Source organism: Pedobacter sp. 22163 (assembly GCF_052045595.1).
In the GTDB taxonomy this organism is placed as follows: domain Bacteria; phylum Bacteroidota; class Bacteroidia; order Sphingobacteriales; family Sphingobacteriaceae; genus Pedobacter.
In genome coordinates, this window is the sequence record NZ_JBQEPM010000010.1 from 134,529 (window position 1) to 149,624 (window position 15,096).

A 15,096-nucleotide genomic window follows, 5' to 3' on the forward strand; every position below is an offset into this window, starting at 1 on the left:
AAATAAATAACCATAGGAAAAGCAAAAATCTCCTATGGTTATCAACTTTAGTATTAAAAAGGATCGCTTTATTCTTTAAGCTGTTTAATTACCGCAATAATATCTTCTTCTCCATATTTTGAGGCTGCCACTTCGAAAGTATTTAGTGCTGTTTTAGCCAATGGCGATGAAATACCTTCGGCTTTTGCCAGGTTAAGATCTTTTACAATATGTTTAAGGGCAAAAGCAGCTTTGTAATTATCCGCAATAATGGCATCACCTTTAATTTTGGTAAAAATATTGCCAATGGCTGCATTGTTGATCAATTCTAACAAATCCGCTGTTCTAATTCCTTGTTCATTGGCGAACAAAACAGTTTCGGCCAAGCCCTGTGCATATAAGGCCAAAAGTGAATTGATAGCCAGTTTTGCACTGTTACCCGCACCACTACCGCCAACAAGTTTGGCAAGTTTGCCCATTTTTACCAGAATGGGTTTTACCTGACTAAAAGCAGCTTCTTCACCGCCAACCATGATAACCAACTGACCGGTTTCTGCCTGCTTCACACTCCCTGAAACTGGTGCGTCTAAATAAAAGTTTCCTTTTGCTTTACACTGCCTGGCCATTTCTTTTGAAATTGAAGGAGAAACCGTACTCATATTGATGATGATCTTACCGGAAGTATCTTCACTAAAAAGACCCTCTTCTCCATTAAAAATCTGTTCTATTGCGGCATCATCAGAAACCATAACAATTACCACATCAGTAGCTGCAATCAGCTCTTTAGGTGTTTCAGCGATTGATGCACCAATTTCTTTCAAAGAAGCTTCCTTGCCCTTGCTCCTGTTATAAACTGTAACCTCATATTCTGCTTTTATCAATTGCGCTGCCATCGGGATCCCCATATTCCCTAATCCGATCCAACCTATTTTTGTTGTATTCATTTTGTTATTTTTATAATAAGCAAATGTGCCAAAGAAAAAGCTGAAATTCTTAAACGCTACGTAAAAATGATAAGATGAAAATAATTATTTGAATGAGCAGCCCTGACATACTAATATTTTTAGTAAATTAGCGCCGCATTAAAATAATTTTCCTCTTTGTAATTATCAAACCATATGGCCAGCCCCCTTAAAGATTTATATTCTCCAGCCTTTTACGATAGATTAGCCCATGCACTAACGGTTACCGTTCCAGGTTTCGACAAAGGAAAATTTGTTAAAAAGGTTTTTACTGCTGAATTTGAATCAAAAGAATTAAAAGAGCGGATGAAACACACCTCAAAGTTATTACATGATTTTTTGCCTGAAGATTATTCTCAAACGATAGCGTTGATTAAAAAAACTATCGCACAATTAAGGATTCAGGGTATTGGAGAAGATGGCCTGGCCTATATGTTTATACCTGATTATATCGAAACCTATGGTATTAATGATTTCGAAGGCTCCGTTGAAGCGCTCGAATTTGTTACGCAGTTTGTAAGCTGCGAGTTTGCCGTTCGTCCTTTTATTTTAAAATACGAAAATGAGATGATTTTAAAGATGCAGCAATGGTCGTTGCACGAAAGCCATAAAGTGCGGAGACTTGCGAGTGAAGGAAGCCGTCCGCGATTACCCTGGGCCATGGGTATCCCCTTTCTGAAAAAAGACCCGACATCCATTTTACCGATACTGGAAAACCTTAAAACAGATCCATCAGAATACGTAAGGCGGAGCGTTGCCAATAGCTTAAACGATATTGCAAAAGATCATCCTCAGGTTGTTTTAAATGTTGCTAAAAGCTGGTCGGGTTTGGGTGCCGAAACAGATGCCATTATTAAACATGGCAGCCGTACATTACTTAAACAAGGCCATGCCGATATCCTTAAACATTATGGCTTAGATGACACAGGGATTTTATTAAAAGATTTCAAAATCTTAACGCCCCAGATTAAAATTGGCGAAAGTCTGGAATTTTCATTTTCTATTCTGAACGAAAACCCGACTGAACAAAAAGTGAGGTTAGAATACGCCATTTACTATAAAAAGCAAAACGGGCAGAACACCAAAAAAGTGTATAAAATTTCTGAGCGCATTTATCCTGCAGGTGCAACAGTAAACATTATCCGTAAACAAAAATTCGTGTTGATTACTACGCGTAAATTTCATCTGGGCGATCATCAGATTTCGATGATCATCAATGGTGCCGAGAAGGAAATTTCACACTTCGAATTAAAGGCTTAGTTTGGATTTTACTTCATCGAGCAAAGCAATCTGCTTTTCATTTATGTATTTAACAGCATCGGGATAGGCAAACCACCGGGCTTTATCTATTTCAGCAAAACTTTGCCTTTTACCCGATCTCGGCGGCCATTCTATTTCGAAGGTATTACTAACAATTGTTGAAGGATCAAGATCTCCTTCCACAGCCCAGCACAATACTTTTTTACCTCCCTTTTGCACAACTGAAGTTAATTCGATGAAGTTGCCGGTTAAGCTTTGACCTGTTTCCTCTTTAAATTCGCGGATAGCAGCCTTTAACGGCTCTTCATCTTCATTTAATTCCCCTTTAGGTACTGTCCAGAAGCCAATATCTTTTTTGGCAAAGAACGGCCCGCCCGGATGAACCAGAAAAAATTCCACCTGCTGATCTTTTCTTCTGAAGAGTAATATTCCGGCACTTTGTTTCATAAGGGTAAGGTAGGGATTGTATACATAGAAGTCAAGTTTTAAAAACTTGACTTCTATCAAATTGAATTAATGAAAATTTGATGCTCTAAAAAAAATTGATAAATTCAATTATGCCAATTAATGAAAAATACATTGAAGATTTTGTCGAAGAGGAATTTATGCATATTATCTGCAAATCCGTTAGTGGCTCCAAATTATTTAAAGACGACGACAATAGGTTATATTTTCTGCTAAAATATGCTCAGTATTCTACAGGCTATTTAAACACTTATGCTTATATCCTATTGGATAATCACTCTCATTTCTTGATAAAAAACACAAGTTCAGATGAACTTAAATTGCATTTAGAATCTTTGAATGAAGATTCTTTAAAAACGCACCAGAAAAAATACTTAGCTAATGAAATCTGTTATAGCGAAGCTCTTGAATTTCAGATGAAGGATTTTTTCATTGCCTATGCAATGGCGTTTAATAAGAAAAATGACAGATCTGGATCTTTGTTTGTCAATCCCTTTCGAAGAGTGAGAATTATTGACGAAATGCATTTACATCAATTGGTTATTTATATCCATGCAAATGTATTAAAACATGGCATCTGTACAGAATTTGAGAATTACAAATGGTCATCTTATCAATCGATTTTGTCCGAGAAAAAGACAATATTGAAAAGAGAAGAGGTATTAGATTTTTTTTGGTGGTAAGGATAATTTTGCTAAACAGCATCAAATTCAAAGCCAATACTTCTATATCTGCAATCATCAAATCGAATAGCTGCTATAGAATTCAATATATCCGAAGAAGTCAAGTTTTAAAAACTTGACTTCTTTAAAACTCAATAAAAAAAGCAGCCAGTTTTTTTTAAGTCCTGGCTGCTTTATATAATCTGGTATGATGAGATTTTATTGGAGGCGTTTTACAACAACCCGTACAAACCATGGGCGTAATTCCTTAATGAAGAGGATACCGTCTTCATCTTATCCGGAGATGGGCCTTTCACTTTATAGGCTTCTGGATGAAGTTCTAAAGGTTGTTCGTTAATTTGTTCTAATGTGTTTCTATTGCTTAATGTAGCATGCTGTTCTTCGCTTAATTTTAAAGGTGCCATGATCTTGAAATTTATACTAGAACAACAGGATTGTCTGGAATAAGTTTGCAGTTTTTTGTAAATTTTTAAAATTATTGTCCAAGACTCGAAATCCAGTTTTCGGTATCCGAAATTTTAACCGGCACGGCCGAACTAACGATTTTTAGCACCCCTCCGGCATTAATATCTTCTTGGGTAATATAGTTCCTTTTAAAAGGCTTTCCGTTTAGGAAAACAGCCTTGATATATTTGTTTTTCAGGCTAAAATTTTCAGTTTCGATCGTAAAAGTCTTTCCTTTCGGCAGGTTATAACTTAGCGATGGAAATAATGGCACATTTAAATAATAAATTGGCCAACCTACACAGGCAGGAGAAAAACCACTTGCCGCAAACACATACCAGGCACTCATGGCACCAGCATCATCGTCCATCGTGCGCAAATAGGCATGTGGCTGGTTTCTGTAAATTTTACCGATATAACTACCGATTCCACGGCTGTTATCGTTAAAATAATTCTGGATTACCGTATCAGCAGCCAATTGATGCATCCAATACTGCGATTTATAACCAGACTTGGTAACATTATACATCAGTGGTACCTGCAAATCTGGTTCATTGGCATGGTTGTATAAATCACGTGCAAAAAACTCGTCGAGTTTTGCCAGATAAGATTCCTCTCCCCCGTCCAATTCAATCAATCCTTTAAAATCATAAGGCACAAACCACCGATATTGCCAAATGGTACCCTGGTATAACCCTCGGGCCTGCATACGGTCGACATCGTTTTTGGTCATATCTTTAAAATCTTTATTCCAATATTTCTTGTATTCTAGCGCTTTACCGAGATAAAAATCAGATTTTTCTTTATTCTTTAAAATCTTGAAGATTTCTGCCAATGCCCAGTTATCGTAACTCGATTCCAGTGCTTTATCTGGAGATTTATAATCCAGACCATTAACCTCTTTCACTAACGAATCGGCAATCTTGTTAAAAGCTACCGGATAACCCTTGCGATAGGCATCAAGCAAAACCACAATGGCATGTTCAGAACGCACGGTATTTGATGGCTCATTCTGCCCGGCATAATCTTTTTTGCCCGAGTTATACAGATCAGCGATAGAACTGACCATTCCGGCATACCTATCTTGTTCAATTAGCGAAAGCAAAGGTAACTGCGTACGGTAATTGTCCCAAATGGCCCAGCCGTTGTAGCGGATTTCTTTATCTTTCTGAATTTCACCCTTCGTATTGCGATATGTTCCATCAGTTTCGGAAATTACATAAGGCGATTGCATGGTACGGTATAAAAGCGAGTAGAATAGCTTTGCACTTTCCAGATCGCCATTTACGGCAATTTTTGAAAGATTTGTATTCCAATCGGCTTTGCTTTGTTCTTTTACAGTATTGAAAGGGTTTTTATTGACAGAAGCTTTTGCGGCTTCGACACTTACCGACGAAAGTGCAATGTTGATTCCTACCGAAGTTACCTCCCCTTTGAGCATGGCCATCATTTTATGATCGTCTATTACTTTCCATGATACATTATCGCCGATTTCCATATAATAAAACAGCTTGTATTTACCTGCACCACAAGTGGTTTTCGAGGTAATCCATCCGCTTAGGGCATTACCATTTACCTCGTGAGATTCGGCTACAAAAGCACCATTAAAAGCATAACCCAAATCGAGATAAAAACCTTTTGCTCCTTTCGGGAATTGGTAGGCATGCTTCCCGGCTTTGCCCAATACAGTAAAACTGGCTTTAATTTTATTTTCAAAACCCACTTCATAATAACCCGGACTGGCTTTTTCAGCAATCTTGATCAGTTCTGACTTCGTTGGATCACTACCTAAAAACGGTTTGATGAAAATATTACCACCCGAACCCTGACAGCCTACTCCTTCGAAACGGTTGTGGGTAAAGCCTTCAAATTTCTTAGCCAGGTACTCGTAACCGGTGTGTGTTTTAGGATAAGTTTGAGGGCCAATACTCAACATGCTAAAAGGGGCCGATGCAGCTGGCGACATCTGCCCATGATCTGCTGAAGATCCTAAAAAAACATTAACCTGATCTACAGGCTTTGCCATTTTAACAGAAAAACGCTGTGTTTTTTGTTGCGCTAAAACGTTTAACGAAAGAAGCGGCAATAAAGCCAATAGTTTAATGGTAAGCTTCATTATAATGTTTGGTTTTTAAATCGGCCTAAAATAGCATTTTAACATGAAGTAGATATTATGTTTTAAGTTCTTTACAGAAGGGGAGAAAACGCTTTAACAAAATATGTTTTTTAGAGCGCAAGGGCTGTAAAGCATAAGAAGTTTCTTTCCTTTTTCTTTTGCTTTTACGCTTCACTGCCTCGTACCTCGTTGCTGCAAGGCAACGCTCAATGTCATTAAGTTAAGCGTTTTTAACCACAGATGAGCACAGATAAACACGGATTTTCATATCTGTGTGCATCCTTCCTATCTGTGGTTAAATTTGCTTGTGTCGAATGGTTTGACTTAATTACATTGGTAACACTACAACCGGGCCAGGTGGCTACTGCAGTATTTCATTTGTTGGGTTGCAGGGTGCAGAAACCTTTATCCTTAAACCCGACAGCAGCGGCAGCTCCCGATTCTTCATCGGAACTATAGCGAATGGCGGGACTGCAAACCGCCAAGAACCACAGTCCATTCTTTTCCTATTAAAAAACGATCGTTTTCAATTGAAGCGCGAAGCCTGTACTAAACAAGAAGTTTCCTCCCGTTTTGCGCTTTTACGCTTCGCTTCCTCGTACCTCGTTGCTGCAGGGTAACGCTTCAACCGGGGCTAAGTGGCTACAGCAGTGTTTCATTGGTTGGGCTGCTGGGTGCACAAACCATCAGAAACAACTGCAAAGTCATCTTCAAAAAAAATAATACATAAAAAAGCCGTCCAAATATGAAATCTGGACGGCTCTAATGTAATTTTATCTAATTATTTAATGTTAACCGGAACAGAAATTTTATCCCATTCTAAAGCGAATCCGCCTTTGGTAATTTTATAAACCAAACGTTCTTGTGTAGCTTTCAAAGCTTTGGTTTTAACATCAACACGCAAAGCATCTTTAGCTTCTTCGTATTTGTAAGCACCCCATTGTTTTGGTTCTTTGTTAAAAATAGCAGTCCAGGTTCCGCTTTCTTTAGGGATTAAAAAGAAGCTGTATTTTCCAGCTGCCAAAGGTTTACCTTCAACCATGATATCTTTATCGGTTTCGAAAGTAGTCGCCTCGTTTGCACCTGCACGCCATACTTTATCAAAGGCTTCTAAACCGCCCCAGATTTTACGTCCTTTTACAGCAGGGCTGCTGTAGGTGATGGTAATGGTTGCACCTTTAACTTTTCCCGTTGCTGTAGCCGCTGGACTTGGCTTAGGCTGAGCATCTTGTGCCATTGCACTTACAGAAATAGTAATTGCTGTAAATAGCAATGCGATTGATTTAATCATCGTTTTCATAGTATTATATTTATCTGTTTTTGTTGTTTTTGATTTTACGAATTTATGGCTTTAGGTTGATAAAAACTATAATGCAAGTGTCGAAAAAAATTGAGCGAAAATTTACTGTCTCTGGGTTATAGATCAAACCGTTTTATTTCTTTCTTCCAACAAATCTGATTACTGAGCCCAGGCCGTTATGAAACAAACCCTCATTCAGTTCAATTTCTTTTTCTTCCAGCACCAGAATCTCATAATTTTCGAAATCGGCTCTTATTTCCTCGATCGAAAACAGCATATCTATTTCTTTTGGTCCGCCAACTTTTTCGTTTTTGGCAAGATAATCAAGGTGTTTCTTGCTAAAAGCTTCGAAAATAAGCAAACCGCCCTTGCATAAATAGTTACTTAATGTTTTGTGGTAAGTTGATTTAATTGCCGATGGAAAGTGTGCATAAATTAAGGCAATGGCATCAAACTGTTCAGCTTTATAGTCTAGTTCCTGGAGTTCTCCCACCTGGTAATCAATACTAACATTGTTGTTTTCTGCGAGTTGAAGTGCTTTATTCTTTCCTTCAATACTGATATCAAAGGCCGAAACCTTCCAGCCGAGTTTAGCGGCAAAAACAGCATTTCGGCCTTCCCCTTCTGCCGGAAAAAGTATTGCTCCGGTATTGAGCTGCATCAACTGCTCTTTTAGATAGTTATTCGGCTGTTCGCCATAAGCAAACTCATCGGTACTGTATCGGTCATTCCACCTGTCAACCCAAGCTTCGTTCATATTTAGTGTTATCTATTTTGTCCAAAATAAAGGTATTAAATTTTAGGCTCGTGCCCGGGAGCAAATATCTGCTGCACGTAAAAATTAAATTATTTGTCGACTACTGTTTTTGGATTAGAAAACAAGAGGCCAATTACCGAAAACATAATTACTGCTGCTGCGCCAATTACATTGAGCCAAAGGAATGAAACAATATCGAACTCATATACAGCGATAACGGCAATTTCGGATAAGATGGCCGCAATAAATACGATAGGTCCGTTTATCTTTTTAAAATAAAATGCTACTAAAAAAATACCAAGAATTGGCCCATAAAAGAGCGAGCCCAGTACATTAACAGCTTCGATTAACGACCCCATCTGTGTAGCAAACATGGCAACAGCTATTGAAAAAATACCCCAGGCCAAAGTATGTAAACGGCTATATTTCAGCTCAGTTTCGTCGTCTACTTCTTTTTTACCAAAAATGAGGTGTACATCTTTTAATGAGCATGCCGCCAGCGAATTTAATGCAGCAGAAATAGAGCCCCAACTAGCCAAAAAGATAACGGCGAAAAGCAAGCCGATCATCCCAACCGGAAGGGTATTCTTTACAAAGTATAAAAAGATATAATTGGTATCGGTTTTCTCCGCATTGTAATTCGACTTATTGATTGCCTCTTCTACCCTGCCATGCAGTTCTTTCACCTGTTTCTGGGTCGATTTAAAATCCGCTATTGAAGCATTTAAAGATGGTAATTGCTTTTTCTTTTCTACCAGGATATTTTTTGATTGCTGGTTAAATTTCTGCGCTAAAGCGGTATGTTCTTTCTCGAAAGCAGCCGCCTGCTGTGGCTGTGTTTCTTTTAAATACTGGTAGGATCGTTCATTGAAATAAATCGGTGCCGGCTTTAATGAGAAGAAAGCAAACAATAATGCGCCGATTAACAGGATAGCGAACTGCATCGGAATTTTAACCAGTCCATTTAACAGTAATCCCATTTTAGCATTGGTATTGTCTTTCGCGGTAATGTACCTTCCCACCTGGCTCTGATCTGTCCCGAAGTAAGAAAGCGCGAGGAAAAAGCCTCCAATTAAACCGCTCCAGATATTGTATTTATCCTTCCAATCGAATTCGGTGGTAATTACATTTAATTTACCCGATTTCCCGGCCAGGTAAAGTGCATCTTTAAATCCGATTCCATTAGGCATATTCTGCACCAGAAGGTACCCAGCAAAAGCCATTGTTCCCAAAATAATCAAAAACTGCAGTTTCTGTGTATGTGCAATTGCCTTTGCACCACCAACATAGGTATAAATTAATAGAATCCCACCAGTAAGGATATTGGTTAAATAAATATTCCAGTTTAAAACACTGGAGAGGATGATACTTGGTGCATAAATGCTGATCCCTGTCGACAACCCCCGCGAGAACAGGAACAGCAACGAAGTTAAAACCCTTGTTTTTTTATCGAAACGGTTCTCTAAGTATTCGTAGGCCGTATATACATTCAATCTTTGAAAAATCGGGATGAAAGTAATGCAAATGACAATCATTGCCAATGGAAGACCAAAATAGTACTGCACGAAACGCATGCCATCGGTATAAGCCTGCCCTGGTGCTGATAAAAAAGTAATGGCACTGGCCTGCGTAGCCATAATACCCAATAGCACAATGTACCAGGGCATTTTATTATCGGCCTTTAAATAAGAAGCATTGCTTTTTTGTCCACGACCAATAAAAACGCCATAGGTTACCACAGCAAGCAAAGTAAATATCAGTACTGCCCAATCGATATTACTCATGCCCAGAATTTAGTAAACAGGTAATAAAATACAATCTGAAATACCAGCGCCAAAGCGAGTAAAATATACCAGGTATTCCAGTTTTTGAATTGATTTTTCATTTTTAAGGACACATTCCGAAAAATTAGATCACAAAATGACAACTATATCAAAAGTTCCTGATTTGTTATACTTTGTTAACCTCATCTTCAAAAAATGATGAAATTGTTTTAATATTTGTCTTGCCGATCTTTTCTATCATCAATAAATCTTGATCGCCAGTTAACAAGAAGTCAGCTTTCCCATCAACAGCGAGTGAAAGTAAAAAATTGTCCTTTGCATCCCGACAAATTTCAATTTTAGATTTGACTACAATGAATTCTCCATACTCATCTATAGTTTCAAGTAATTCTTCAATGTCTGTTTGCGCAAAATAACGCCTAAACTTTGGGCGCTTAGCAACTTCAAGAAATTCTTCTAATAGTTCTTGGCTAAAGATTAAAATGCTCTTTTTCGAGAAAATTATTTCATCAAGCTTGGAAAAATCTTTTGAGATTAGAAAGCTAATCCAAAGATTAGTATCGAGAATTATCCTACTTTTCAGATTTTGCATAACGCTTAGATCTAACCAACTCTACTTCATTTGTTATATCTTCGAATGTAGGGATGGTTTGAGATTTAGCACGTAGTTTTTTCAATACCTCTGCAAATCCATTTTTGGAAACATCTTGAATAGCAATAAGTTTTAAAGCAGCTAAGTCTTTCAATAATTTAGTAGCTTTTGGGTTTAATATGTTAATTCGCATAGTGTCCATATATCAAATTTAAATAAAAGAAACCAATTTTCATTGTTTGCGGCGTTTAGTTGTCGTCTATTTTCCAACCGATAAAAAATTAAAAAACAATCTGGCTGCACCAACATTTCCGGCAGGCAATTGCCTGAAAAAAGCTAAAGGCGTATAAATAAAATTCCCTTTACCATATTTTGCATACAGGGTCGATCCTTGAAGCGGCTCTTCATCGGTATCGTGCATCTCGAAAAGCGGTTCGTACTTAGCATCCCATTTATCAGGGAAATAAGCACCGCGCTCCTGCACCCATCCTTTAAAATCCTCAGCAGTAATTTTATTTGGGTAGTTTAACAGTTTATGTTCAGGTTTTAAAAATTTAACTTCTGCATTTTCTTCGGTCACCCTTTTACCACTGATGCTAAACGGATAAACACCAAAATCCTGTAGCGCCATATCTTGTGTGGTGTTGTACTGCATTACAATGGTTCCACCGTTTTCTACATAACCGCGTAAAGCAGTTTGCCAGTTTTTAATTCTTTTTTCGGTATTGATTACCCTTACTCCTGTTACCACGGCATCGTAACTTGCCAGTTTTGCTGAGTTAAGAATATCAGCTTCTGTTAATACATCAACCTGCAAGCCTGCCTGTCTTAAAAACTCAGGGATCAGATCTCCAGCCCCTTCAATATACCCAACTTTTTTCGCCAGCACCTTTACGTCTCCCTTAATCAACCAGGTTGTGGCCGGAACAAAATACTGTAGGGTGGGCAAATGCGGATACTGAATTAATACCTGGCCTTTTGAATATTCATTCGATTCTGATGAAAAAACAGCTTCTAATTTATTCTGGCTGGTTTTAATTTTTGCTAAATCTTCAACCGGGAGAAGAAAATTCATTGTATTGATGGTGTTCTCGGCCAGGTTAATCCCTTGAAAGGTTTTCACTACCTGATTGCCGATCTTGAAACTTACCTTACCATAATTAATATTCTTATTTGCCCGTAAACGAAGGCTAACATTTAAAGCTTCTTTTTCTTTAGCGAAATAAACCGGCTCGCTAAAACTTAAATCGAGCGCAGGGATGATCCTGAGCGCTTCTACAACATCACCTTTAACAGGATCTAATTTTTTATAGGATAAAGGCAATTTGATTTCAAATTTTTCCGATTCTATTTTTAGTGACAACCGCACGTTAACGGGCGATTGCATTTCCGGAAGCCCGATTAAAGTATCATTGGCTACGCTGAATGTTGCCGCATCTTTTGCAGGCTTGGCTAACCAATAAGGTTCAGTAATTGCCGCATCAGCAGGAATCTGAATCTTGCGTTCAATGGTAATCAACGAGTCGTTAGCGAGCTTTCTATTTAAATTATCCGTCTGGTTTAACCAGTTTACATTTTCAATCGTAACGGGGGTGGCCGATCTTGAAATTAAGTTTAAACGGAAATTATAACTGTTGCCGGCAATTGCTTCGGGTTGATTGGTTACTACCTCGCCCATAAAACCTACACTGCTTAAAATGATGTTATCGATAGCCGCAAGTTTATCTTTTCTCAGGGCTGCATCCTGCAATTCAGCAATTCTCTTTCTCAGCATCAACAGTCCGTGCAGACTCTTATCGGGTTGGTTATAATTGAAAGATAATAGTATAATATCAATCAGTTCATCAATATCGCCTATGCCTTTGTCTGACCAGTTAAGGCTTAAGCCATCAAACAAAGTTTTTTTAGCAGGCTCGCCTAAAACATTTGTAAAATAATCGGAACGTACACCAGCCACCGACTGCGTTCCTGCTCCCTGGCTTTTGTGTAAACTTCGGCTTAATCCTGCCAATTCACCATAGCCCATTCCCAGTTGTGCGTCGTATTGCCCAACAGTTGCCTTTAATTGATTTTCGGCTGTGGTATTAACAGAACCAAACCTAAAGGTGTTCCATAACAATCTTTTTGGCTGCCAAACAGAAACATATTTAAGCTGGTTTGGAAACATGTTCTTATCGGCAGCAGCCTTAAATGCCTTCTCTGCAACAACAGCCGAAGCTGCATGTTGTCCGTGACCCGCAGCAGCAGTTGGTGGGAATCGGCAGATAATCACATCGGGCCTAAATTTTCTGATCACCCAAACCACATCGGCGGTAATGCTATCGGCATCCCACTGTTTAAAAGTATCGTTGGTATTTTTAGAGAAGCCGAAATCGATTGCCCTGGTGAAAAATTGTTGTGCACCGTCCAATCTACGGGCTTCCAAAAGTTCGTGTGTCCTGATCAGTCCTAAGGCAGCACCTTGTTCTGTGCCCAAAAGGTTTTGTCCGCCATCTCCCCTGGTAAGCGACAAATAAGCCGTTTCTACATTTTGATCGTTGATCAACCAAGATAATAAACCAGTATTTTCATCATCGGGGTGAGCAGCGAGATATAAAACTTTTGGAAGGTGTTTTAACGTTTTTATCTCTCTATAAATTTCAGATGATTTGGCTGGGCGTACTTGTTGGGCAGCACAAAAAACTGCTGGAAAGCAAAATATAAATATTGCGGTTAGTCTCTTAAACATAGAATTTGTTTTGCAAAAACCAAATATGCTCAAAAAGCTTTTACTTTAATGCTTCGGAAACGAAAAAGGTACAAAATAAGTCCGGAGTCGGGAGTCCAGAGTCGGAAGTCCAAAGACCAAAGCTTAAAGATCAAAAATAACCATGCATTTGTCAGTCTGAACGTAGTCGAAGACCCTTACGCTGTTTTTCGAAAATTCGATTAATCTCAACCCTTGGTCTATATCACCACAGCCCCTCTTTCTTTTGCAAATCCAATTTGCAATATTTATCCTTTCGTTCTGTGGGACACAGACCGGAGGAAGAAAAATAAGTCCGGAGTCGGGAGTCCAGAGTCTGAAGCATAAAAACCAAAGCCGTTTATTTTATCCACCCCGTCATCTTTCGATATTTTTATACTTAATATTGCAGCATAAATTTTACCTATGAATGGCATGGTGCTCATCATCGATGATGAAAAGAAAATCTGCAGTTTACTTTCCAGGATTATAGAATTAGAAGGATTTAAGACCTTACAGGCCAATACTGGAAAAGAAGGCCTTAAATTGCTTAAAGATAACGATGTCAGCATTGTAATCAGTGATGTTAAACTACCCGATGTTAATGGAGTAGCGCTGGTTAAAGATATCAAAGCCATAAAATCTTATGTCGAAATTATAAATCTTACCGCTTATGGCACCATTGCCGATGGCGTTTTGGCAATTAAAAACGGGGCATTTGATTATCTGGTAAAAGGCGATGATAACGACAAAATTATTCCGCTTTTGTACAAGGCGATGGATAAATCAAATCTGCAGCGCAGGGTTTCCGATCTTGAAAACAAAATTGCTAAAAAACACAGCTTCGAAACCATAATCGGTCAATCAAAAGCTTTAAAGGAAGCGATTGATCTGGCTAAGAAAGTAAGTGCAACTGATACTACTGTTTTGTTATTGGGCGAAACCGGAACCGGGAAGGAAGTTTTCGCTCAATCTATCCATTACGAAAGCCCTAGAGCAGCAAAACCATTTGTGGCCTTAAACTGCAGCGGCTTTAGCCCTGATTTATTGGAAAGCGAACTCTTCGGATATAAAGCCGGGGCTTTTACAGGCGCCAATAAAGACAAGAAAGGTCTATTGGAAGAGGCTAATGGTGGCACATTATTACTGGATGAAATCGGCGAGATGAACCTCGATTTACAGGCAAAGTTGTTGCGTGTACTCGAAAGCCAGACTTTTATCAAAGTAGGCGATACGCAAACGCAGCAGGTAAACGTTCGGATTTTAGCCGCCACAAATAAAGATTTAAAAGCTGACGCAACTTCTGGAAAATTCCGCTCCGATCTTTATTACCGGCTCTCGGTTTTCACCATTACCTTACCTCCGCTACGCGAGCGCAAAGCAGACATCCCTGCATTGGCTAAGTTTTACCTGAAAGAATTTGCAGATAAGGTAAACCGATCAGCACCAAAAATGGATGATAAGATATTATCAATATTCGGTGATCATAGCTGGAAAGGAAATATCCGGGAACTTAAAAATGTGATCGAACGTTTGGTAATCCTTTCAGATGGAGATACTTTAAGCCCTACCGCCTTACCTCCTGAATTTTTTGAATTTGCACCAATAGAAAACGATTATAATCTACAACAGATAGAAAAGCAGCACATTCAAAAAGTGCTCATCCATACCAAAGGGAATAAAACAGAAACCTCGCGATTGCTGGGAATCGGTTTAACCACACTTTACCGCAAAATAGAAGAGTACCAGATTAAGGAAATTTAAAGGCTGGAAGGTAGAGGGCCGGAAGGTTAAAGGTAAAAATTGGAAGGTTTACAGGCTGGAAGTTGTAAAATTTTCTGGTGCTGTCAGATATTTCTATCTGACAGAAAAACCAATCTTTTAGCTAACAGGCTGCCAACCTACCCATAAGATTAGGCCACAAGCGTTGAATTGCTTATCGTCTCAAACGACTAAATCGCTTTACTATTTATGCACTCGTTTGGAAACGAGCGCAAGCATGGAAGCATGGAATGTTGTGAAGTTGCAA

14 protein-coding genes are annotated in these 15,096 nt (G+C 38.7%); 4 read left to right on the top strand and 10 right to left on the bottom strand.

Features of this window, described 5'->3' with window-relative positions; translation table 11 throughout:
- Window positions 1-68: 68 nt before the first annotated feature.
- Complete coding sequence (locus ACTJKN_RS22905; protein WP_440828028.1) at window positions 69-923, bottom strand: NAD(P)-dependent oxidoreductase; 855 nt, start codon at window positions 921-923, stop codon at window positions 69-71.
- A 174-nt stretch (window positions 924-1,097) separates the two neighbouring features.
- On the opposite strand from ACTJKN_RS22905, the gene ACTJKN_RS22910 reads away from it, so the two are divergent.
- Window positions 1,098-2,201, top strand: a complete 1,104-nt coding sequence (locus ACTJKN_RS22910) for a DNA alkylation repair protein (protein WP_440828029.1) — start codon at window positions 1,098-1,100, stop codon at window positions 2,199-2,201.
- Here ACTJKN_RS22910 and ACTJKN_RS22915 read toward each other — a convergent pair.
- Window positions 2,190-2,648, bottom strand: coding sequence for an NUDIX domain-containing protein (locus ACTJKN_RS22915; protein WP_440828030.1), 459 nt, complete (start codon window positions 2,646-2,648; stop codon window positions 2,190-2,192). The genes ACTJKN_RS22910 and ACTJKN_RS22915 overlap by 12 nt on opposite strands.
- Before the next feature lie 110 nt (window positions 2,649-2,758).
- Here ACTJKN_RS22915 and ACTJKN_RS22920 point away from each other — a divergent pair, with 110 nt between their 5' ends.
- Entirely contained in the window at window positions 2,759-3,349 is a 591-nt protein-coding gene (locus tag ACTJKN_RS22920) for a hypothetical protein (protein ID WP_440828031.1), read from the top strand.
- Window positions 3,350-3,561: 212 nt separating this feature from the next.
- Here ACTJKN_RS22920 and ACTJKN_RS22925 read toward each other — a convergent pair whose 3' ends face one another.
- Both ACTJKN_RS22925 and ACTJKN_RS22930 read right to left on the bottom strand, forming a co-directional pair.
- Window positions 3,562-3,753, bottom strand: coding sequence for a hypothetical protein (locus tag ACTJKN_RS22925; protein ID WP_116249330.1), 192 nt, complete (start codon window positions 3,751-3,753; stop codon window positions 3,562-3,564).
- A gap of 71 nt (window positions 3,754-3,824) precedes the next feature.
- Window positions 3,825-5,909, bottom strand: a complete 2,085-nt coding sequence (locus ACTJKN_RS22930) for a glycoside hydrolase domain-containing protein (RefSeq protein ID WP_440828032.1) — start codon at window positions 5,907-5,909, stop codon at window positions 3,825-3,827.
- A 240-nt stretch (window positions 5,910-6,149) separates the two neighbouring features.
- Between ACTJKN_RS22930 and ACTJKN_RS22935 the strand changes: the two genes are divergently transcribed.
- On the top strand, window positions 6,150-6,368 hold the full coding sequence (locus ACTJKN_RS22935) for a hypothetical protein (RefSeq protein WP_440828033.1): 219 nt from the start codon (window positions 6,150-6,152) through the stop codon (window positions 6,366-6,368).
- 322 nt (window positions 6,369-6,690) lie between these two features.
- Here ACTJKN_RS22935 and ACTJKN_RS22940 read toward each other — a convergent pair whose 3' ends face one another.
- The 6 genes from ACTJKN_RS22940 to ACTJKN_RS22965 form a co-directional block, all read right to left on the bottom strand.
- Window positions 6,691-7,209, bottom strand: coding sequence for a DUF2911 domain-containing protein (locus ACTJKN_RS22940; protein WP_440828034.1), 519 nt, complete (start codon window positions 7,207-7,209; stop codon window positions 6,691-6,693).
- A 133-nt stretch (window positions 7,210-7,342) separates the two neighbouring features.
- Window positions 7,343-7,966 carry a class I SAM-dependent methyltransferase gene (locus ACTJKN_RS22945; RefSeq protein WP_440828035.1) on the bottom strand — a complete coding sequence of 208 codons (624 nt, stop codon included), beginning with the start codon at window positions 7,964-7,966 and terminating at the stop codon, window positions 7,343-7,345.
- A gap of 89 nt (window positions 7,967-8,055) precedes the next feature.
- Window positions 8,056-9,750 carry a sodium:solute symporter gene (locus ACTJKN_RS22950; RefSeq protein WP_440828036.1) on the bottom strand — a complete coding sequence of 565 codons (1,695 nt, stop codon included), beginning with the start codon at window positions 9,748-9,750 and terminating at the stop codon, window positions 8,056-8,058.
- Between the two features lie 166 nt (window positions 9,751-9,916).
- Entirely contained in the window at window positions 9,917-10,342 is a 426-nt protein-coding gene (locus ACTJKN_RS22955) for a putative toxin-antitoxin system toxin component, PIN family (RefSeq protein ID WP_440828037.1), read from the bottom strand.
- A complete protein-coding gene (locus ACTJKN_RS22960; RefSeq protein WP_440828038.1) occupies window positions 10,323-10,544 on the bottom strand; it encodes a hypothetical protein in 222 nt (73 codons plus the stop codon). The genes ACTJKN_RS22955 and ACTJKN_RS22960 overlap by 20 nt, the downstream gene beginning before the upstream one ends.
- A 57-nt stretch (window positions 10,545-10,601) precedes the next feature.
- A complete protein-coding gene (locus tag ACTJKN_RS22965) occupies window positions 10,602-13,070 on the bottom strand; it encodes a PIG-L family deacetylase (protein ID WP_440828039.1) in 2,469 nt (822 codons plus the stop codon).
- Between the two features lie 423 nt (window positions 13,071-13,493).
- Between ACTJKN_RS22965 and ACTJKN_RS22970 the strand changes: the two genes are divergently transcribed.
- Window positions 13,494-14,831 carry a sigma-54-dependent transcriptional regulator gene (locus ACTJKN_RS22970; RefSeq protein ID WP_440828040.1) on the top strand — a complete coding sequence of 446 codons (1,338 nt, stop codon included), beginning with the start codon at window positions 13,494-13,496 and terminating at the stop codon, window positions 14,829-14,831.
- The last annotated feature ends 265 nt before the right edge of the window (window positions 14,832-15,096 follow it).